This is a genomic window from Mammaliicoccus sp. N-M50 (genome assembly GCF_022386995.1).
GTDB lineage: Bacteria > Bacillota > Bacilli > Staphylococcales > Staphylococcaceae > Mammaliicoccus > Mammaliicoccus sciuri_A.
This window is the reverse complement of record NZ_JAJNJA010000006.1, coordinates 157,399-176,747: the sequence shown is the minus strand read 5'-3', so window position 1 is coordinate 176,747 and position 19,349 is coordinate 157,399. Positions and strand designations below refer to the sequence as shown.

The window sequence follows — 19,349 nt, the reverse complement described above, 5'->3', positions numbered from 1 at the left end:
CTCTCCAGATGTTAAAATAGACATACCTATTCTATCACAAATTAAACGGAGTGAAATGTGACGTGCATGAAAAATATATGAAACTTGCAATTGAAGAAGCAAAAAAAGCTTGGGCAATGGATGAAGTACCGATTGGCGCAATAATTGTTTATAAAGATGAAGTAATTGGCAGAGGGCATAATTTAAGAGAACATGATCAAAGTCCTGTAGCGCACGCTGAGATGATAGCGATACAAGAAGCGGCCAAGCACCTTAATTCATGGCGTCTTGAAGAGACAACTTTATATGCTACGTTAGAGCCTTGTGTGATGTGTTCAGGCGCTATTGTTATGAGTAGAATTCCTCATGTCGTATACGGCGCGACAGATTTAAAAGGTGGTTGTAGTGGTAGCTTAATGAATCTAATAGAAGATACACGATTCAATCATCGAGCAACAGTTGAAAGAGGAGTACTCGAACAAGAATGTGGAGATATGTTACGAACATTTTTTAAGGAAAAAAGGATTTTAAAAAAACAAATCAAGCAGAATAATACAGATTCATAGAGATTATTACGGTTATTTGTTAAAATTTATGTTGAATATAAAGAAAAGAGGTTACTTTCATGATTAAGTTAATCGCAACAGATATGGATGGTACTTTATTAAACGCTGCACATGAAGTTTCTAATGAAAATTATGAAGCAATAAAGTATGCACAATCTAAAGGGATAACTGTCGTTATAGCTACGGGTAGAGCATTTTATGAAGCAAACAGTCCAATTGAAAAAACAGATTTAACATTACCATATATTTGTTTAAATGGTGCAGAAGTAAGAGATGAAGAATTCAACATCGTTCATACATCTAAATTAACACGTCCATTAATCAACAAAATCACAGGCGTCTTAAATAAAGAAGATATTTATTATCAAGTATATACAAACTTCGGTATATATACAGAAGACCCAGAAAAAGATTTAGAAATCTACGTTGATATCGCTGAAAAAGCAGGTCAAAAAGCAGATGTTAAGAAAATTCGTGCCAACATTCAAAGTAGAATTGACAACGGTACTTTAAAAACTGTTGATAGCTACGATGAAATCGAAAATAGACCAGGCGAAATCATTTTGAAAATATTAGCATTCGCGAGTGACTTATCTAAAATTGATAGAGCCAAAGCTGAAATTTCAGAATCAAAAAGTTTAGCTGTATCTTCATCATCAAGAGGGAATATCGAAATTACGCATTCAGATGCTCAAAAAGGTATCGCTTTAGAAGAAATCGCAAATCAATTAAACATCCCAATGTCAGACGTAATGGCAATTGGCGATAATTTAAATGACGTTTCTATGTTAGAAAAAGCAGGCTATGCAGTTGCCATGGAAAATGGTGCACCCGAAGTTAAAGAGATAGCAGATTATGTTACAGACACTAATGAACATAGTGGTGTAGGTAAAGCGATTATACATGCACTCAAAGATTATGACCGCTAAAACATCGTCCAAAAGAATGATTTTTCTATAAATTTGAATTCATACTTTTTTTGTATGTTATAATGGTCGGTAATGATAATCATTAAAATTTTGAGGTGACAACATTGAAAGTATTACTTATTGTAGGTAGCGCAAAACAATATTCACATACACATGCACTAGCACAATTTGTTCGAGGTAATTTAGAAGAACAAGGTGCAGAAGTAACATTGTTTGATTTATATGATAAACCAATACCGTTTTTAGATGTATCAGGCAAGCATTTAAATGACGAACGCGTTAAAGATAATGTAAATGAATTACGTGAGAAAGCTGAAGAAGCCGATGCAATTATTATCGGTACGCCAAATTATCACGGTTCATATTCAGGTATACTGAAAAATGCATTAGATCATTTAACGATGGATCAATTTAAAATGAAACCTGTTGGCTTAATATGTAACAGTGGTGGTATGCGCAGTACAGAACCATTATCACATTTACGTATTATTATGAGAAACTTATTAGGTATCGCAGTGCCAGTTCAAATCTCAACACAAGATGCAGACTATGGTAAAACAGAAGACGGCACATATTATGTAGATGTAGATGATATTAAATTACGCGTTAAATTATTTACAGAACAAATCACAAAATTAATACAAAATAACCCATGGATTGAAACAGAAGAAGTAAATTCATAATAAGAGGAGAGCAACAGCTTAGGCTGTTGCTCTTTTCTTTATAGAGAAAGATGGAAATGTCGGGATGCGAGTGAGAAATATGGACCGATACGGAAAATTATCGGTCCAGAAACGGAAAATATGGACCGATACGGAAAATTATCGGTCCAGAAAAGAGAAATATGGACCGATACGAAAATTTACCGGTCCAGAAACGAGAAATACGGGCCGGTACGGAAAATTAACGGTCCAGAAATGGGATTTGCAGGCCGATAAAAAAATTATCGACCCGAAAACAGGATTTACAGGCCGATAAAATAAAATATCGACCCGAAAACAGGATTTGCAGGCCGATAAATAAATTTATCGACCCGAAAACAGGATTTGCAGGCCGATAAATAAAATTATCGACCCGAAAACGAGATTTGCAGGCCGATAAAAATAATTATCGACCCGAAAACGGGATTTACAGGCCGATAAAAAAATTTATCGACCCGAAAACAGGATTTGCAGGCCGATAAATAAAATTATCGACCCGAAAACAGGATTTACAGGCCGATAAAAAAATTTATCGACCCGAAAATGAGAGTACCACCGCATATAACATCACAATCCACCATAATAATGTATAATTACCTTAATGCAATAATAAGTGATTTTGATAACTTGATGATCAAGCATTAATAGGAGGTATTACTATGGAATATTCAATAAAGAGAATACCTAGCAATGAGGATTTACAAAAGTTATATTTAAGTGTCGGCTGGGATGTATATGTAAAGAATAATGAAGATATGACTGTGCTATTAAAAAATGCATGTTACTTTGTAACTGTATGGGATAATGATCAATTACTGGGATTGACTAGAGTTATTAGTGATGACCATTCAATTGCATATGTACAAGATATTCTTATAGATCCTGATTATCAAGGTAACGGAATAGGTAGCAAACTTTTAAATATGATTAAAGAACGATTTAATCATGTCAGACAAGTTGTATTAATGACGGATACATCAGAAAAGACTATCAATTTTTATGAAAAGAATGAGTTACTGTCATTAGATAAATATGACTGTACTGCTTTCATGAAGATCAACCAATAGTCCTCCCACATCCACAACTCAAAAAAACGGACCGACTGTTCTACGTCGGTCCGTTCTCTATTTAAATTACTTAGTATATTTTAATCTTGCGAATGCATCGTGTTGATGTATAGATTCTTCGTTTCGGCATTCGATTTCGAATCCTTGAATCCAATCTAATTCTACTAAATCAGCTGCTACTAATCTAATTAAATCTTCTACAAATCTTGGATTCTCATATGCTCTTTCTGTAACGGCTTTTTCGTCTGTTCGTTTCAAGATTGGGTATAACATTGAACTTGCGTTAGCCTCCATACCGTCTAATACAATATCTTTGTAGTTATCTGGTAGGCTTACTTCTGGATCTAAATCAATTAGGACTGTGATAATACCACGCTGATTATGAGCTGAGTATTCACTAATTTCTTTAGAACATGGGCATAACGTTGTTACAGGTACTTCTATACCTAAAGATTTCTTTGTTATTTTATCTTCTGAAACGGATAAGATATATCTAATATCTGCATGACCGACTGCCTTTTGGTTTGTAACTGGGCTAAAGCGGTTAAAGAACCATTTTGCTGTTACGTCAACTGATGCAGTATTTTGAATCATTGCAGTTTGTAGTGTATTTAATAATGTTGTTAGATGATCGAAATCTAGTTTTACACCGTTATCATAATGTTTTTCAACACTTTCGATAATACGGCTCATATTAATACCTTTTTCGTCTTGATTTAAACTAGTTGAAAATTCGAAGTTTCCAACTGTTTGAAAATCATCAATTCTTACAGGGTAAATTAAGTTCTTAATACCAACATGTTCAATTTCGAACAGGAAATCTTTCTTAGAGCTTTGTAAATCAGGCATCTTTTCTTTTTCAGTTGGCTTTGTACCTTTAATAGGGTCAACTGAACCGAAATATTTCCAGCGCGCTTCACGTGTTGATAAATCTAATTGTGTCATTCACATTGCCTCCACTATCTATTCAATATGATATGTCCAGAAATGTTCTGTCTTCATCCACATATCTTTAGCCGCTTCACCTTCTTGAGTATTTGAAGCAAGGTTTTGTAACATTGGACCTGTTTGAGACGCATGAGCTTTAAGGACTTTCATCTTGCGTTCTTCGTATCCAGTAATATCTATATTAATATCCGGTTCTCCTAAATCGCTGTAAGTGTCATTACTAAATGCCACAAGGTGTAATTTAGGTCTCGCTGATGCTTCCATACGACTGACTGTTCTTACAACTGATTCTGCAGTTGCTTCATGGTCAGGGTGAACGGAATAACCAGGATAGAATGAAATAATCAATGATGGGTTAAGTTCATCTATTAATGATTTTACCATATTATCTAATTCATCTTTAGGTTCAAATTCGATTGTTTTATCTCTATAGCCCATTTTTCTTAAATCCGTGATACCGATCGCTTCAGCTGCTGCATCTAATTCACGTTCTCTTATAAATGGTAAAGATTCACGTGTAGCAAAAGGTGGGTTACCTAGGTTACGGCCCATCTGTCCTAACGTTAAACATGCGTAAGTTACTGGTGTACCATTGTCCACGAACTTACTTAATGTACCAGATGTTCCAAATGCTTCGTCGTCTGGATGTGGAAAAATAACTAATACTTGTCTTTCGTCATTCATTGTATTCACCTCTTAATCCTTGAAAGGATTGCTACTAATTTCTAAAGTTGCAGCAAGTTGTCCTTCATAATTTAGTCCCGCTATTAATAGTTCGTTATTTTCAGTTACTTCATAATGTGTTAATCCTTGAACATAAACCCAACCGTTGTTGTCTAATTTTAAACCAACACGATAAGGTTCTTTATTACCACCCGTTAAATGTGCGTGTGTAAAAGTAACTTGAATATTTCTTAAAAATGTACCAGCATTAAATACTTTGCTATCAAAATGGTTTGCATAAGCACCATTTGTTGTTTCTACATGGAGATAAACTGGCTTATTTTCATATTCCGATATTAGTGATTGTACTTGATCTACTTGAATTAATTCCATGCCTTTCACTCCTCATAGTATATACTTTACTATTCTACTAAATTCTTGAGTAAATTTATATACATTCTGCTCACAAGTTATGATTTATTGTCTTGAAGTATGACATCTCTCGTATGCTGATAAAGATTCATATTATCTTGGCGCTCTAACAACATATAACTGACCACATCAATCAAGAAATGTGCTGAAATTTGTGTGTTAATGAATTGTTTATCGTTCACTCTCGTTTGATCAATCGTCATGATGACAATGTCAGAATAAGCAGTCAGTTCACTGCCAGCATAGTTTGTAATCGCAATAACAGTTGCCCCTTGAGATTTCGCAATTTTAGCAGCATTAATCAGTTCTTCTGTCTTACCACTATTAGAAAAAGCAATTAACGCATCATTTCTATTTAATAGCGAAGCCCCAATTTTCATTTGATGCGCATCAGTTACAGAACTTCCGGCTATGCCCATTCTCATCGTTCGATAATAGAATTCAGTTGCTGTTAAACCAGAACTCCCTAAACCTGCAAAAAGTGTTTGTCGACTATTAGTTAAAATATCAATCAGTTGATTAATTTTATCGTTAGATATAAATTCACCAGTTTGTTGTATAAGCGTTTGATGATATTCATGGATTCTTTTAATGAGCGGAACATTTTGAATATCCGTCTTCTCATAAGTTTGTTGAATATTGAACTTCATATCTTGAAAATGTTGATAGTTCAATTTATGACTAAATCTTGTAATGCTAGAAGTTGATACACCAATTGCATAAGCTAAAGAAGTAATTGTTGAAAAATGATCGCCAACTGGATGATCGAGTATAAATCTAGCAATCTTTTCATCAGATTTTGTGAAAAGGTATGAAAATTGTTGAATACGATTTTCAAAATTCATGAAGGACACCTCAATTTATAGAATAAATAACATTATAATTGAAAAGATTTTTCAAAACAAATAATAAAGTTGACTATAATTTTCATGGTGTTATATTTAGGGTAAATAGGGAGGTAGGTGTTCGAATGAGTAAAATTTTTGATAAAGCACAACAATTCGGGAAATCATTTATGTTACCTATAGCAATTTTACCTGCAGCAGGGTTGTTATTAGGTATCGGTGGTGCTTTAAGTAATCCAAACACAATTAAAGCATATCCGATTTTAGACGTAGATTTATTACAGTATATATTTATTTTGATGTCATCAGCGGGGAATATCGTTTTTGCGAATTTACCAGTATTATTCGCAATCGGGGTTGCGATAGGCTTAGCAAGAAGTGATAAAGGTACAGCAGGTTTAGCAGCAATGTTAGGATTCTTAATTATGAATGCGACGATGAACGCATTATTAACGATTACGGATAATGTTGCAGCACCAGAAGCATTAGCTAAAGCAGGACAAGGTATGGTATTAGGTATTCAAACTGTCGAAACAGGTGTGTTCGGTGGGATTATCGTCGGTATTATGACTGCCATGCTACACAATAAATATAACAAAATCACATTGCCACCGTTCTTAGGGTTCTTTGGTGGATCGAGATTCGTACCGATTGTAACGTCAATTGCGTCAATCGTACTAGGTGTTATTTTGTTCTTTGTTTGGCCAACGATTCAAGGTTGGATATTCAATGCGGGTGGTCTTGTTAATAAAACAGGAGTCATCGGGACGTTTATTTATGGATTTATATTACGTATGCTTGGGCCATTTGGCTTACATCATATATTCTACTTACCATTCTGGCAAACTGCACTTGGTGGTACGATGGAAATCAACGGGAAAATTATACAAGGGACTCAAAATATCTTCTTCGCACAATTAGGAGATGCAGATTTAACACATTATTATTCAGGTATTTCAAGATACATGTCTGGTCGTTTTATTACAATGATGTTCGGATTACTTGGTGCAGCTTTAGCAATTTACCACACAGCTAAACCAGAGAAGAAAAAAGTAGTAGGTGGCTTAATGCTTTCTGCAGCATTAACATCATTCTTAACAGGTATTACTGAACCACTTGAATTCAGTTTCTTATTCATAGCACCAGTATTATATGTTATCCATGCAATATTTGATGGTTTAGCATTTATGATGGCTGACATATTTAACATCACTGTCGGTCAAACCTTTAGTGGCGGATTCATTGATTATATCCTCTTCGGTGTGTTACAAGGGAATAGTAAGACGAACTATTTATTAGTCATTCCTATCGGTATAGTTTGGTTCTTCTTATACTATGTGACTTTTAGATTTTTAATTACGAAATTTAACTTTAAGACACCAGGACGTGAAGATAGTGAAGCGGTTCAAACTGTTGAAGCAAGTGAACGTGCCGAAACAATCATTAAAGGTTTAGGTGGAAAAGAAAACATAGATACAGTCGATTGTTGCGCTACAAGATTACGTGTAACGATTAATGATGAGTATTTGTTCAACGAAGAACTCATTAAGACGACAGAATCAAGAGGTATCGTCAAAAAAGGAACAGGTATTCAAATCATTTATGGTCCGCATGTTACGACTATAAAAAATGAAGTAGAAGAAGCGTTAGAAAATCAATAAGGAGTGTTTTTATAAATGTTACCACAAGGATTAATCGTGTCATGTCAGGCTTTACCGGATGAACCATTACATTCATCTTTTATTATGAGTAGGATGGCGTTAGCTGCATCTCAAGCAGGTGCTAAAGGTATTAGAGCGAATACGAAAGAAGATATTATTGCTATTAAAGAAGAAGTTGATTTACCGGTAATCGGCATTGTAAAACGTGATTATGAAGGTTCAAAAGTATTTATCACAGCAACTTCAAAAGAAGTCGATGAATTAATTGAAAGTGGTTGTGAAGTTATTGCGTTAGATGCGACGAAACAAGAAAGACCTAAAGAGTCACTTGAAGAACTTGTTTCATATATTAGAGAGCATGCACCAAACGTTGAAATTATGGCAGATGTCTCTGATTTAGAAGAAGCTATTCAGGCTGATAAATTAGGATTCGATTATGTAGGTACAACTTTAAGAGGTTATACAGAATATACAAAAGGTCATGTATTATACGAAAATGATTTTCAATTTTTAAAAGAAGTATTAGACAATGTTAACGCAAAAGTAATCGCAGAAGGAAACGTTATTACCCCTGAAATGTTTAAACGTGTAACAGATTTAGGCGTACATTGTACAGTTGTTGGCGGCGCTATTACGAGACCTTTAGAAATAGCGAAAAGATTTATAAAAGAAATAGAGGGATAATTATGCAAATCATGAATTTAGGATCTAAAGAGGAAGCATGCCACTATGTTGCGAATGAGTTATTAAAGCAAATTATTTCAAATAAAAAAAGTGTGCTTGGATTAGCGACTGGTGGAACGATGGTTCGTGTATACGAACAACTTGTGAACTTGATTAGAATTAATGAAATTGATTTGAGTGAAATCACGACATTTAATTTAGATGAATATATTGGTATCGATTATGATCATCCAGAAAGTTACTACACATATATGCATGACGTACTCTTTAATCATTTACCATCTTGGAATGAATCGCGAATACATTTACCAAACGGTTCGGCAGAAGATTTAGAAGCAGAAACGAAACGTTATGAAGCATTATTAGATCAAGAAGGACCAATAGATGTTCAAATACTTGGTATTGGAGAAAATGGTCATATTGGTTTCAATGAACCAGGCACTCCATTTGATAGTGTGACAAGTATTGTGAATTTAACGGAGTCTACAATAGAAGCGAATAGTAGATATTTTGAAACAATTGAAGAAGTACCAGAACAAGCCATTTCTATGGGTATTCAATCTATTATGAAAGCTAAACGTATAATTCTATTAGCTTATGGACCGAAGAAAGCAGAAGCGATTAAACGATTATTAACAGGTGACATTACAACAGACTTACCAGCATCTGTTTTGTATAATCATCCTAATGTAGAAGTTATACTAGATAATAATGCGTATTTAAGTGAAGAAGAAGACATTTAGAGTAATAAGTCATAGTAAAAATTCACTTGAATGATGATACTCTTTAAAGTACAATTACAACTGAGATTAGCCTCAAGAAATGGCGGGTGGAATTATTGGAAACAATGCGCATTTCATTTAACGATGAAGCGGTTTTAGATTATTGTAATATAATGGGATATCAGTACTATGAAGAAGTACCAGTTCAATACTTATTAAGCGTACTTCGAAAGTTTAATAGTTTTAAGCCATTTATGAGAAATGATACAAAACTTAAACAAATTAAAAGTGAGTTTGAACAGACAGAACGTATTATGACATTAGAAAATTACATCGCAGAATTAGAATGTTTAAATGAAACAAAAGAGGGAGATAATGCATTTTATCAATATCAAATGACATTATTTAAGAACCGCAAAGAAGTGGCAAAAGTCACAGCAGAATTTAGTATCATGAAATCATAATAGAAAAGCTGTACGCATGTGCGTATCGTATTGAATGAAGCCGAGACAAGAAATGTTGTCTCGGCTTTTGTTTATATTTGGGTGTTGGTTGTGAGAATTCCATGTGGTGGACTCTTATCGTTAAAAGCAGTTTTGGGTGAAGGTGCAAATAGTGGGGCAGTTATTAGCAGTTTTGGCTGAAAGTGCAAATACTGAGTGCCATGTTTACAGTTGTTACGAGTTTTGTAAATAAGGCGGCCGTTAGTAACATTTTGGCTGAGTTTTGTAATTATAGCGGTCCATAGTAACATTTCAGCCGAGTTTTGTAATTAAGGCTGTCTATAGTAACATTTCGGCTGAGTTTTGTAACTATAGACGTCCTTAGTAACACTTCGGCCGAGTTTTGTAAATAAGGCTGTCCTTAGTAACACTTCGGCCGAGTTTTGTAAATAAGGCTGTCCTTAGTAACACTTCGACCGAGTTTTGTAACTAAGGCGGTCGATAGTAACACTTTGGCCGAGTTTTGTAATTAACGCCCCCGTTATGAACAAGTTTAGCCAGAAGTGTTCACAACGCCCCCATTATGAACAAGTTTAGCCAGAAATGTTCACAACACCCCCGTTACGAACAAGTTTGGCGAGAAGTGTTCACAACGCCCCCGTTATGAACAAGTTTAGCCAGAAGTGTTCACAACGCTCCCGCTACCCCCGCTCCCGTCGTTAACCCCAATAGAAACAACCTCCTAGCTTCCCCACAAAAAAATGCCAACAAAGTCTAAGACCTTGTCGACATTATGAAGCTGTACGCACACGCGTACAGCTTTTTATTATACTTCTTCAGTATATACTTCTATTTTTTCGATACGGTTTGAAGCGCCGTGATCTACTGGACCTACGAAATCGTTCATTTTCCAACCGTTTTTAATAGCTGATGCTACGAATGCTTTTGCATGAATGATTGCATCTTCTGGTGATTCGCCGTTTGCTAAGTTAGCTGTTGTTGCTGCTGCGAATGTACAACCTGCACCGTGGTTATAACTTGATTGGAATTTATCTGTTGATAATAGGACATGCTTTTGTCCGTCATAGTATAAGTCATAAGCTTTATCTGATTCTAGAGCTTTTCCACCTTTAATGACAACATATTGTGCACCAAGTTCGTGGATTTTTTCTGCTGCTTTTTTCATATCATCAATTGAAGTTAGTTTACCTATACCTGATAGTTGACCTGCTTCAAATAAATTTGGTGTAACGACTGTTGCTTTTGGTAATAGTTCTTTGATCATTGCATCAGTATTTCCCGGGTTAAGTACTTCGTCTTCACCTTTACATACCATTACAGGGTCAACTACGAAAATTTCAGCGTCTGCTTCGTCATATGTTTGACGTGCACGTTTAATAATTTCTTCAGAACCAAGCATACCTGTTTTTATTGCATCTGGTCCGATTGAAATAGCTGTGTTTAATTGTTTATCTAGTAAATCAAGAGGTAATGGTGTTACGTCGTGTGACCATGTTTGTGGGTCCATTGTAACGACTGCTGTTAATGCAACCATTCCATATGTGTCATGCTCTTGGAATGTCTTTAAATCTGCTTGCATTCCAGCTCCAGCACTTGTGTCTGATCCTGCTATTGTTAAGACTTTTTTTAATGCCATTGATGATTCCTCCCAATAATTCATATATTTCATCATATCACGTTTTTTAATTGTAAAAAATAGTTATGACCTTTTCTTGAGTGCTATGTTATCATTTTTATTGAGGTGAATAATATGGATTGGCAACAAATATTTCATAAAATAAAATCCGAACATGATTTTTCAGAAATGGAGTCATTTTTAGAAGAAGCATATAAAAGTAAGACGATTTATCCTGATAGAGAAAATATTTATCAAGCATTTGATTTAACACCTTTAGATCATGTGAAAGTGGTTATTCTCGGGCAAGATCCTTATCATGGTCCGAATCAAGCGCATGGCTTAGCTTTTTCAGTACAACCAGACGCAAAATTCCCACCTTCATTAAGAAATATTTATAAAGAATTAGAAGACGATATAGGTTGTAAGAGAACGACACCTCACTTGCAAGATTGGGCTAAGGAAGGTGTATTACTTTTAAACACCGTCTTAACAGTAGAAGCGCATCAAGCACATTCACATAAAAATATTGGTTGGGAAATATTCACGGATGAAATTATTAAACATGTTTCCAGTGAATTAGAAGATGTTGTGTTTATACTTTGGGGTAAACCTGCACAATCTAAGATCAAGCTTATTGATACAGAACGCCATCATATTATACAATCTGTACATCCAAGTCCATTATCGGCTTATAGAGGATTCTTTGGGTCTAAACCATTTAGTAAGACGAATGAATATCTTATTGCGAGTGGCAAAGAACCCATTAATTGGTGTGGAGGTGACATTTAATGATAAGTAGATCACAATTAATTGCTGCAATAGAAGAAGAACTCGTTGCTGCTGACAATGCTTCAACAAATGAAGTCTTTAATCGCCACATGCATGCCATTCATACGTTAAGTGGATTGGTAGATAAAGAAGACGATTTAACGCACGATATTAAAGTAGAACAAAATATTTCTTCTACACCTAAACCAACACCAAAAGCAAAACCACAAATTTCAGATGAAGAAATTAGAAAAATGGGTGGTAAAGTGCGTAACGAACCATCTGTAAATAAAACAGACAATCAATTAATAACAGATGATGGTATAGGTAACGGAGATTCAATATTTGATTTTTAAATAAGAAAGGGAGATAACAAATGAAATTATTTATTATAATAGGTGCAATTAATGCAATGATCGCTGTAGCAGCAGGTGCATTTGGGGCACATGGTTTAGAAAATAAATTATCGGCTAAATACTTAGATATATGGGGTAAAGCAACAACATACCAAATGTATCATGCACTCGGTTTAATATTAATTGGTATTATTTCGGGCACAACATCTATCAGTTTAAACGTAGCTGGATGGTTAATGACGTTTGGCATAGTATTCTTTAGTGGTTCATTATATATACTTGCTGTAACTCAAATTAAAATACTTGGCGCTATTACACCAATTGGCGGCGTGTTATTTATAGCAAGTTGGTTATTACTCGTAATTGCTGTTTGGAAAATTTAATTAAAGGTTAATTACGTTTCACGAAATTTAAAAAAATAAGGGTGGAACATGTATGGCTAGGAAAAAGAAAGATTTATCAAGAGGAAATTTAGATCAGAACTTATCAGAAAAATTTGTATGGGCCATTGCTTACGGCTCAAGTATAGGTTGGGGTGCATTTATACTACCAGGTGACTGGATTAGTCAGGCTGGACCATTAGGCGCTTCAATCGGTATATTTATCGGGGCATTATTGATGATTGTTATTGCCGTTAGTTACGGTGCATTAGTTGAAAAGTTTCCAGTATCAGGTGGTGCTTTTGCATTCGGATACTTAGGATTCGGTAAATATGTATCATTCTTCTCATCATGGTTTTTAACTTTTGGATATATTTGTATCGTTGCTTTAAACGCCTCTGCATTTAGTTTGCTTTTTAAATTTATTATGCCGGGATTTTTAGAACAAGGTAAATTATATACAGTAGCAGGTTGGGATGTGTACATAACTGAAATTATACTATCTTCACTTATATTGTTAATATTTGCTTGGATAAGTATAAAAGGTTCTAGTTTTTCAGGAAGTCTGCAATATATATTCTGTGTGGTATTAGCAGTTGTTGTCATACTTTTATTTGCAGGATCATTTTTCACGCATGATTTTTCATTCTCAAATCTTAAGCCTGTTGTCAATAATGACATGGGTTGGCTTGCCTCAATTGTTGTAATTCTGGCAGTTGCACCATGGGCATATGTAGGCTTTGATAATATTCCGCAAACGGCAGAAGAATTTAACTTTTCACCAAGTAAGACGTTCAAGTTAATCGTATTTAGTTTGATCGCATCAGCGCTTACTTATGTGATGATGATACTTTTAACAAGTTGGTTATTTAAAGATGCATCATCTGTAGGTGGAGATTTATGGGTGACAGGTTCAGTCGTTCAAGAAGCCTTCTCGTTTGTTGGTTTAGCAGTATTAATCGTCGCAATATTGATGGGGATATTCACAGGATTGAACGGATTCTTTATGAGTTCAAGTAGATTGTTATTCTCTATGGGTAGAGCATCTGTTATGCCAAGCGTCTTTAAAAAGTTACACCCAAAATATAATACACCTTATATTAGTATTATATTTATATTAGTATTGGCACTCGCTGCACCATGGTTAGGTAGAACAGCATTAACATGGATTGTAGATATGTCATCAACAGGTGTATCAATCGCTTACTTCATAACATGTTTATCAGCATTCAAACTATTTTCATACGATAAACGAAGCATGATGTATCATCCAAAATACAAAACATTTGCGATTATCGGTGCAATTATCGCTGGTATATTCTTAGGATTATTACTTATCCCAGGATCACCAGCAAGTTTATCATTACCTTCTTATATCGCATTGTTCATTTGGTTAGTGCTTGGTATTGTATTCTTTATGATAAGATATCCATCACTTAAGAAAATGACGAACGACGAGCTAAACTATTTAGTATTAGATAAGACAAAAGAAGAAATGATAGACTTAGAAGCCAAAACAGAAGTGAAAAAATAAATAAATAGTAAGCCAGACTAGCGAGTGACGTTAGTCTGGTTTTTTATTATTAGTAACATTTTTCAACTTAAAATAATTGTATAATTAGTTTTTTGTGAAATTATTTTATTTTTGTTTTATAGAAGGTAGCATTCTTTACTTGAGATAGGTATAATGTTCATCAGTGTTTGAAAACGATTTCTAGATAAAAATATAAGGTTTTAGGGGGAACGATGATGTTACAGTTTGATGCTGTCACAACTTTAGCTATAGCATGTGTCTTACTTTTATTAGGTGAGGGTATTGTAAATAAAGTTTCTATATTGAGACGTTTATGTATTCCAGCACCTGTTATAGGTGGCTTGTTATTTGCTATTGTAGTTGCTATTTTACAATCATTAAATGTCATTACAATTAAATTAGATTCTGATTTTCTACAGGACTTCTTTATGTTGGCATTCTTTACAACAATAGGTTTAGGTGCGTCATTAAAATTATTAAAACTTGGTGGAAGAGTACTGATTTTATATTTTATTTTTTGCGGAATTTTAGCATTTTGTCAAAATGTAATCGGTGTGTCATTATCTAAAGTATTAAATATTCCACCACTACTTGGCTTAACTGCTGGATCAATGTCCATGGAAGGTGGTCATGGTAATGCAGCGGCATACGGTAAGACTTTAGAATCATTAGGTGTAGACTCTGCGGTAACAGCGGCACTTGCTGCAGCGACATTAGGACTTGTTGCTGGTGGATTAATAGGTGGCCCTGTTGTTCGATATTTAATTAAAAAGTTTGATTTGAAACCTGGAGATGCTAAAGATACAGGTATTGATTTTAGCGAAGTGGGATATAACGAGAACTTACATAGTAGAATGAACCCTACAACAGTATTTATTGTTCAATTTACAATTATTGCAGTATGTATGGCGATTGGTACATATATTGGAGATGGATTTACAAATTTAACAGGTATTAATATTCCTGTGTATGTTGGGGCAATGTTTGTCGCAGTTATCATAAGAAACATCTCTGATTACGGAAACTTAAACATTATTGATATGAAAATTACAAACCAAGTAAGTGATGTTTCATTAAGTTTATTCTTATCAATCGCGTTAATGAGTATTAAATTAACAGAAATTTATCAATTGGCACTACCGTTAACAATTATTGTATTAGTACAAATTGTATTTATCGTACTATTCTCAGTATTTGTCGTGTTTAGAGGACTAGGTAAAAATTATGATGCAGCAGTTATGATAGGTGGATTTATCGGACATGGACTAGGCGCAACACCAAATGCCATGGCTAACTTAGATGTTATAACTAAAAAATTCGGTGCATCACCAAAAGCATATTTAGTAGTCCCAGTAGTTGGCGCCTTCCTAATAGATTTACTAGGCGTACCAATTGTTACATTATTCATTAATATATTTAGTTAAATATAGATGGCAAGGAGATTGAGGCTGGGATATTATATTATGTTCCAGCCTTAATTAATATTCTGGACCGATAAAAATAATTATCGGTCCAGAAACAAGATTTACAGGCCGATAAATAAAAAAATCGACCCGAAAACGGGATTTCCAGTCCGATAAAAATAAATATCGACCCGAAAACAGGATTACCAGGCCGGTAAAATAAAATATCGACCCGAAAACGGAATTTCCAGGCCGATAAAAATAAATATCGACCCGAAAACGGGATTTCCAGGCCGATAAATAAAAATATCGGCCCGAAAACAGGATTTCCAGTCCGATAAAAATAAATATCGACCCGAAAACGGAATTTCCAGGCCGATAAATAAAATTATCGGCCTGGAAATCAACATCATTAGCACTCAAATTATGAAGAGCCTGGAACTGAGTGAAGTTCCAGGCTCTTTCTATATTATTTCAATTTAAAGAATGTATCTAATTCATCAATATTTAATATATTACCTACATAGAATGCTCCGAAGTCACCATATCTAGCTGATACTTCGTCGAAACGCATTTCATAGATTAATTTCTTGAATTGTAACATGTCATCACTGAATAATGTTACGCCCCATTCGTAATCGTCTAGTCCTACTGAACCTGTAATAAATTGTTTTACTTTACCTGCATAACTACGTCCGATTAAACCGTGTGAGCGCATTAGGCTACGTCTATGATCCATATCTAACATATACCAGTTGTCTTCGCCGTCACGTCTTTTATCCATTGGGTAGAAACATACGTACTCTGAACGTGGTACTTCTGGATATAATCTTGCTTTAACATGTGGGTTTTCATATGGATCTTCGTTAGAGTCACCTGCAAGATAGTTTGAAAGTTCTACGATTGATACGTATGAATATGTTGGAATTAAGAAGTCGCTAATATCTAACTTGTTAAATTCATTTTCTAAGGCATTTAATTGTTTAACGTCTGGTCTTAAGAACCATAACATTAAATCTGCTTTTTGGCCTGTTATGTTATAGAAAGCATGAGAACCTTCTTTATTATTATGAACTGTTTCCAACGCTTCAAGGAAAGTCTTGAATTCGCCGATCATTGTGTTTCGATCTTCTTCAGGTACAGTTTTTAAGCTTGCCCAATCAATTGCATAAAATAAATGTAAGCTGTACCAACCATCTAATGTTTTTGCTGCTTCGTTCATTTTACTTTCGCTCCTTTTAGAAAAGATATCTTCATTACAAGTCTATCATACTAGATAAGGTTGAAAGGACTCAACTTTTTACATTGTTGTGAAAGAAAGAATACTTAAATGTATTAATTGATATTGATTATCGATTTCAATTATTAGATAATGAAAATAGATTTCCTTTTTAAAATAATTTTACAGGAGTATAAAGTTGTATAAATTAGAAAATGTTTCAAAAAAATATAATGACAATTTTGCTATAAAAGATTTTTCTTTAACGATAGAACCAGGATCTGTTACAGGTATTGTCGGAAAAAGTGGTTCGGGAAAGTCGACGTTACTGAGATTACTGAATTTAATAGAACAACCAACAGAAGGGCGCATTGTTTTTGACGGGAAAGATACAGAAGCATTATCAAAGCGTGTTGTAAGGAAGTATAAAGAAAAAATAGGCATGGTATTTCAAAATTATAATTTGTTGAATAATCTTAACGTTCAGCAAAATATCGCTTTGCCTTTAAAAATTATTAATCAGCAAGATAATGCAAAAGTAGATGAATTAATAGGGTTTGTAGGGTTAAATGATAAAAAGGATTATTATCCAGCACAATTATCCGGTGGAGAGAAACAACGTGTTGCATTAGCAAGAGCGCTCGTGAGAAACCCGGATATTTTATTGTGTGATGAGGCGACAAGTAGTTTAGATGAACATAACACGGAAATCATCATTAAGATGTTGAAGAAAGTGAATAAAGCATACAACATTACGATTATTTTTGTGACGCATGAATTGAGTGTTGTTAAACAATTATGTGAAAAAGTATGTGTTATGGAGGACGGTCAATTGTTAGAGGTTATGGATAATAAAGTAATAAGTGTAGAAAGAAACACGAATTCTTATTTAGAGAATGTTAGGCAGAGTTTAGAAGAATGACATTTTTAGAGAAAATAAATTACTACTTACCAGAATTGATTCAGTCCTTACAAGAAACGTGCATCATGTTAGGTTATTCGATGCTCATCACTTTACTAGTTGGACTACCTCTAGGCATCGCATTATTTTTATCAAACCCAAGTATTAAAGCGTTAAATATCAATTATTATTGGTCATTTAATTTCTTAATTACATTTATACGTTCATTCCCGTACTTACTATTTGTAATCAGTTTAATCCCACTTACACGCATGATTTTAGGGAGTGCATTTGGTCCATATCCATCGATTATCCCTTTAAGTATTGTAGGTATTGCGATATTTTCAAGATTGGTTGAACAAGTATTATTAGATATTCCTGGTGATATTAAAGTCTTAGCAGAATCTCTAGGTGCCACAACATATAAATATATTTGGAATTTCATATTAGTTGAATCACGTAGCGGCATTATATTGGCATATACAACGACGACAGTAAGCATGGTGTCTTATTCAACAGTCATGGGTATTGTCGGCGGTGGAGGAATAGGTGATTTCGCAATCAGATACGGTTACCAAAGTTATGAGAATGAAATCATGTATTTCTCAATCATCATCATCATTATCAGTGTGTTTATCATACAAATGTTAGGAAACTTTATAGCTCAAAAAATAGATAAAAGAAAGTAGTGTAGAAATGAAAAAAAGTTTATTTGTTATGTTATTAATGTTAAGCATTATCATCGCAGGCTGTGGCGCGAATAAAAAAGATAATGAAGACAAAGTCATTAAAGTCGCTTCTCAAGCACCACCAATGACAGATGTCGTTAAACAAGCAGCAAAAGAAGCTAAAAAGGACGGCTGGGAAATTAAACTTGTCCAAGTGAATGACAACGTTGCTTATAACGATATGGTAAGTAGTAAAGAAGCGGATGCAAGCTTCGCACAGCATAAACCATTTATGGAAAAATACAACTCAGAACGTAAAGCAAATTTAGTCGCGATTCAACCGATTTATGATGCAAAAGTTGGTTTTTATTCTAAAAAATATAAAGACATCAATGATATTCCAAAAGGGACAAAAGTAGCAATACCAAACGATATTTCAAATGAAGGTAGAGCGTTAGCGATTCTTGAAGAACAAGGTCTTATTAAATTGAAAGACGGCGTTGGTGTAAATGGCACTACGAAAGATATCGTCGAAAATCCTAAAGATTTCAAATGGTTGAAAGTAGACTTACTGAACTTAGCAGAAACTTATAGTGAAAAGGATGTATCACTTGTCTATAACTATCCAACTTATATTTCTAAAATTGGCTTAAAACCTGCTGACGCATTGTTCTTAGAGAAAAATATTGATTCACGTTTCTCAATTCAACTCGTTGCAAGAGAAGATAATAAAGACTCAGAAAAAATTAAAGAATTGCACAAAGTTATGAAAAGTGATGCAGTTAAAAAATATCTAAAAGAAAAACATGAAGATACGTTAATTCCATCGTTTTAAAATAAT

Annotated in this window: 22 protein-coding genes; 16 read left to right on the top strand and 6 right to left on the bottom strand. The window is 34.3% G+C overall.

Annotated elements, in window-relative coordinates; all coding sequences use genetic code 11:
* Nucleotides 1-77: 77 nt before the first annotated feature.
* The 4 genes from tadA (at nucleotide 78) to LQ622_RS10735 (ending at nucleotide 3,242) form a co-directional block, all read left to right on the top strand.
* Nucleotides 78-545 (top strand): tRNA adenosine(34) deaminase TadA, encoded by a 468-nt coding sequence (tadA, locus tag LQ622_RS10750; RefSeq protein ID WP_037589959.1) that lies wholly within the window; start codon nucleotides 78-80, stop codon nucleotides 543-545.
* Between the two features lie 59 nt (nucleotides 546-604).
* Nucleotides 605-1,474 (top strand): Cof-type HAD-IIB family hydrolase, encoded by an 870-nt coding sequence (locus LQ622_RS10745; RefSeq protein ID WP_107576865.1) that lies wholly within the window; start codon nucleotides 605-607, stop codon nucleotides 1,472-1,474.
* Between the two features lie 104 nt (nucleotides 1,475-1,578).
* Nucleotides 1,579-2,157 (top strand): NADPH-dependent FMN reductase, encoded by a 579-nt coding sequence (locus tag LQ622_RS10740; protein WP_037589932.1) that lies wholly within the window; start codon nucleotides 1,579-1,581, stop codon nucleotides 2,155-2,157.
* A 677-nt stretch (nucleotides 2,158-2,834) separates the two neighbouring features.
* On the top strand, nucleotides 2,835-3,242 hold the full coding sequence (locus tag LQ622_RS10735; protein WP_206166508.1) for a GNAT family N-acetyltransferase: 408 nt from the start codon (nucleotides 2,835-2,837) through the stop codon (nucleotides 3,240-3,242).
* A gap of 66 nt (nucleotides 3,243-3,308) precedes the next feature.
* Here the strand turns inward: LQ622_RS10735 and folE2 are convergent, their stop codons facing one another.
* The 4 genes from folE2 to LQ622_RS10715 form a co-directional block, all read right to left on the bottom strand.
* Entirely contained in the window at nucleotides 3,309-4,187 is an 879-nt protein-coding gene (gene folE2, locus LQ622_RS10730) for a GTP cyclohydrolase FolE2 (RefSeq protein WP_037589935.1), read from the bottom strand.
* Between the two features lie 18 nt (nucleotides 4,188-4,205).
* Entirely contained in the window at nucleotides 4,206-4,874 is a 669-nt protein-coding gene (bshB2, locus tag LQ622_RS10725) for a bacillithiol biosynthesis deacetylase BshB2 (protein WP_037589936.1), read from the bottom strand.
* Between the two features lie 12 nt (nucleotides 4,875-4,886).
* Nucleotides 4,887-5,246, bottom strand: a complete 360-nt coding sequence (locus tag LQ622_RS10720; RefSeq protein WP_025904884.1) for a YojF family protein — start codon at nucleotides 5,244-5,246, stop codon at nucleotides 4,887-4,889.
* 77 nt (nucleotides 5,247-5,323) lie between these two features.
* Complete coding sequence (locus LQ622_RS10715; protein ID WP_048541392.1) at nucleotides 5,324-6,130, bottom strand: MurR/RpiR family transcriptional regulator; 807 nt, start codon at nucleotides 6,128-6,130, stop codon at nucleotides 5,324-5,326.
* A 125-nt stretch (nucleotides 6,131-6,255) separates the two neighbouring features.
* Here LQ622_RS10715 and LQ622_RS10710 point away from each other — a divergent pair, with 125 nt between their 5' ends.
* The 4 genes from LQ622_RS10710 (at nucleotide 6,256) to LQ622_RS10695 (ending at nucleotide 9,661) form a co-directional block, all read left to right on the top strand.
* A complete protein-coding gene (locus LQ622_RS10710; protein ID WP_239762589.1) occupies nucleotides 6,256-7,791 on the top strand; it encodes a PTS transporter subunit EIIC in 1,536 nt (511 codons plus the stop codon).
* 15 nt (nucleotides 7,792-7,806) lie between these two features.
* Nucleotides 7,807-8,475 carry an N-acetylmannosamine-6-phosphate 2-epimerase gene (locus tag LQ622_RS10705; RefSeq protein WP_239762591.1) on the top strand — a complete coding sequence of 223 codons (669 nt, stop codon included), beginning with the start codon at nucleotides 7,807-7,809 and terminating at the stop codon, nucleotides 8,473-8,475.
* 2 nt (nucleotides 8,476-8,477) lie between these two features.
* The gene (gene nagB, locus LQ622_RS10700; RefSeq protein ID WP_037589941.1) at nucleotides 8,478-9,218 is read left to right on the top strand and encodes a glucosamine-6-phosphate deaminase; all 741 of its coding nucleotides are present in this window, start codon (nucleotides 8,478-8,480) and stop codon (nucleotides 9,216-9,218) included.
* 104 nt (nucleotides 9,219-9,322) lie between these two features.
* Nucleotides 9,323-9,661, top strand: a complete 339-nt coding sequence (locus LQ622_RS10695) for a hypothetical protein (protein WP_239762715.1) — start codon at nucleotides 9,323-9,325, stop codon at nucleotides 9,659-9,661.
* Between the two features lie 805 nt (nucleotides 9,662-10,466).
* On the opposite strand, the gene thiD is transcribed toward LQ622_RS10695, so the two are convergent.
* On the bottom strand, nucleotides 10,467-11,297 hold the full coding sequence (thiD, locus tag LQ622_RS10690) for a bifunctional hydroxymethylpyrimidine kinase/phosphomethylpyrimidine kinase (RefSeq protein ID WP_239762593.1): 831 nt from the start codon (nucleotides 11,295-11,297) through the stop codon (nucleotides 10,467-10,469).
* Between the two features lie 114 nt (nucleotides 11,298-11,411).
* On the opposite strand from thiD, the gene LQ622_RS10685 reads away from it, so the two are divergent.
* The 5 genes from LQ622_RS10685 to gltS all read left to right on the top strand — a co-directional run bounded on the left by LQ622_RS10685 (nucleotide 11,412) and on the right by gltS (nucleotide 15,741).
* Nucleotides 11,412-12,068 (top strand): uracil-DNA glycosylase, encoded by a 657-nt coding sequence (locus LQ622_RS10685; RefSeq protein ID WP_103361275.1) that lies wholly within the window; start codon nucleotides 11,412-11,414, stop codon nucleotides 12,066-12,068.
* Complete coding sequence (locus LQ622_RS10680) at nucleotides 12,068-12,403, top strand: DUF5327 family protein (RefSeq protein WP_239762595.1); 336 nt, start codon at nucleotides 12,068-12,070, stop codon at nucleotides 12,401-12,403. Before LQ622_RS10685 ends, LQ622_RS10680 begins: the two co-directional genes overlap by 1 nt.
* A gap of 20 nt (nucleotides 12,404-12,423) precedes the next feature.
* A complete protein-coding gene (locus tag LQ622_RS10675) occupies nucleotides 12,424-12,786 on the top strand; it encodes a DUF423 domain-containing protein (RefSeq protein ID WP_025904893.1) in 363 nt (120 codons plus the stop codon).
* A 52-nt stretch (nucleotides 12,787-12,838) separates the two neighbouring features.
* Nucleotides 12,839-14,317, top strand: coding sequence for an APC family permease (locus LQ622_RS10670; protein WP_048541410.1), 1,479 nt, complete (start codon nucleotides 12,839-12,841; stop codon nucleotides 14,315-14,317).
* A 215-nt stretch (nucleotides 14,318-14,532) separates the two neighbouring features.
* Nucleotides 14,533-15,741 carry a sodium/glutamate symporter gene (gene gltS, locus LQ622_RS10665; protein ID WP_037589945.1) on the top strand — a complete coding sequence of 403 codons (1,209 nt, stop codon included), beginning with the start codon at nucleotides 14,533-14,535 and terminating at the stop codon, nucleotides 15,739-15,741.
* Between the two features lie 448 nt (nucleotides 15,742-16,189).
* Here gltS and hemQ read toward each other — a convergent pair whose 3' ends face one another.
* Nucleotides 16,190-16,942, bottom strand: a complete 753-nt coding sequence (gene hemQ, locus LQ622_RS10660) for a hydrogen peroxide-dependent heme synthase (RefSeq protein WP_239762598.1) — start codon at nucleotides 16,940-16,942, stop codon at nucleotides 16,190-16,192.
* Nucleotides 16,943-17,138: 196 nt separating this feature from the next.
* Between hemQ and LQ622_RS10655 the strand changes: the two genes are divergently transcribed.
* The 3 genes from LQ622_RS10655 to LQ622_RS10645 are packed head-to-tail and all read left to right on the top strand — an operon-like array spanning nucleotide 17,139 to nucleotide 19,343.
* On the top strand, nucleotides 17,139-17,861 hold the full coding sequence (locus tag LQ622_RS10655; RefSeq protein WP_239762607.1) for an ATP-binding cassette domain-containing protein: 723 nt from the start codon (nucleotides 17,139-17,141) through the stop codon (nucleotides 17,859-17,861).
* Nucleotides 17,858-18,529 (top strand): metal ABC transporter permease EmtB, encoded by a 672-nt coding sequence (gene emtB, locus LQ622_RS10650; RefSeq protein ID WP_037589948.1) that lies wholly within the window; start codon nucleotides 17,858-17,860, stop codon nucleotides 18,527-18,529. The genes LQ622_RS10655 and emtB overlap by 4 nt, the downstream gene beginning before the upstream one ends.
* 7 nt (nucleotides 18,530-18,536) lie before the next feature.
* A complete protein-coding gene (locus LQ622_RS10645; protein WP_037589949.1) occupies nucleotides 18,537-19,343 on the top strand; it encodes a MetQ/NlpA family ABC transporter substrate-binding protein in 807 nt (268 codons plus the stop codon).
* Nucleotides 19,344-19,349: the final 6 nt, after the last annotated feature.

Coding starts and splice junctions, on each gene's coding strand:
- tadA (WP_037589959.1), top strand. CDS start 78: ATGAAACTTGCAATTGAAGAAGCAAAAAAAGCTTGGGCAATGGATGAA.
- LQ622_RS10745 (WP_107576865.1), top strand. CDS start 605: ATGATTAAGTTAATCGCAACAGATATGGATGGTACTTTATTAAACGCT.
- LQ622_RS10735 (WP_206166508.1), top strand. CDS start 2,835: ATGGAATATTCAATAAAGAGAATACCTAGCAATGAGGATTTACAAAAG.
- folE2 (WP_037589935.1), bottom strand. CDS start 4,187: ATGACACAATTAGATTTATCAACACGTGAAGCGCGCTGGAAATATTTC.
- bshB2 (WP_037589936.1), bottom strand. CDS start 4,874: ATGAATGACGAAAGACAAGTATTAGTTATTTTTCCACATCCAGACGAC.
- LQ622_RS10720 (WP_025904884.1), bottom strand. CDS start 5,246: ATGGAATTAATTCAAGTAGATCAAGTACAATCACTAATATCGGAATAT.
- LQ622_RS10715 (WP_048541392.1), bottom strand. CDS start 6,130: ATGAATTTTGAAAATCGTATTCAACAATTTTCATACCTTTTCACAAAA.
- LQ622_RS10710 (WP_239762589.1), top strand. CDS start 6,256: ATGAGTAAAATTTTTGATAAAGCACAACAATTCGGGAAATCATTTATG.
- LQ622_RS10705 (WP_239762591.1), top strand. CDS start 7,807: ATGTTACCACAAGGATTAATCGTGTCATGTCAGGCTTTACCGGATGAA.
- nagB (WP_037589941.1), top strand. CDS start 8,478: ATGCAAATCATGAATTTAGGATCTAAAGAGGAAGCATGCCACTATGTT.
- LQ622_RS10695 (WP_239762715.1), top strand. CDS start 9,323: ATGCGCATTTCATTTAACGATGAAGCGGTTTTAGATTATTGTAATATA.
- thiD (WP_239762593.1), bottom strand. CDS start 11,297: ATGGCATTAAAAAAAGTCTTAACAATAGCAGGATCAGACACAAGTGCT.
- LQ622_RS10685 (WP_103361275.1), top strand. CDS start 11,412: ATGGATTGGCAACAAATATTTCATAAAATAAAATCCGAACATGATTTT.
- LQ622_RS10680 (WP_239762595.1), top strand. CDS start 12,068: ATGATAAGTAGATCACAATTAATTGCTGCAATAGAAGAAGAACTCGTT.
- LQ622_RS10675 (WP_025904893.1), top strand. CDS start 12,424: ATGAAATTATTTATTATAATAGGTGCAATTAATGCAATGATCGCTGTA.
- LQ622_RS10670 (WP_048541410.1), top strand. CDS start 12,839: ATGGCTAGGAAAAAGAAAGATTTATCAAGAGGAAATTTAGATCAGAAC.
- gltS (WP_037589945.1), top strand. CDS start 14,533: ATGTTACAGTTTGATGCTGTCACAACTTTAGCTATAGCATGTGTCTTA.
- hemQ (WP_239762598.1), bottom strand. CDS start 16,942: ATGAACGAAGCAGCAAAAACATTAGATGGTTGGTACAGCTTACATTTA.
- emtB (WP_037589948.1), top strand. CDS start 17,858: ATGACATTTTTAGAGAAAATAAATTACTACTTACCAGAATTGATTCAG.
- LQ622_RS10645 (WP_037589949.1), top strand. CDS start 18,537: ATGAAAAAAAGTTTATTTGTTATGTTATTAATGTTAAGCATTATCATC.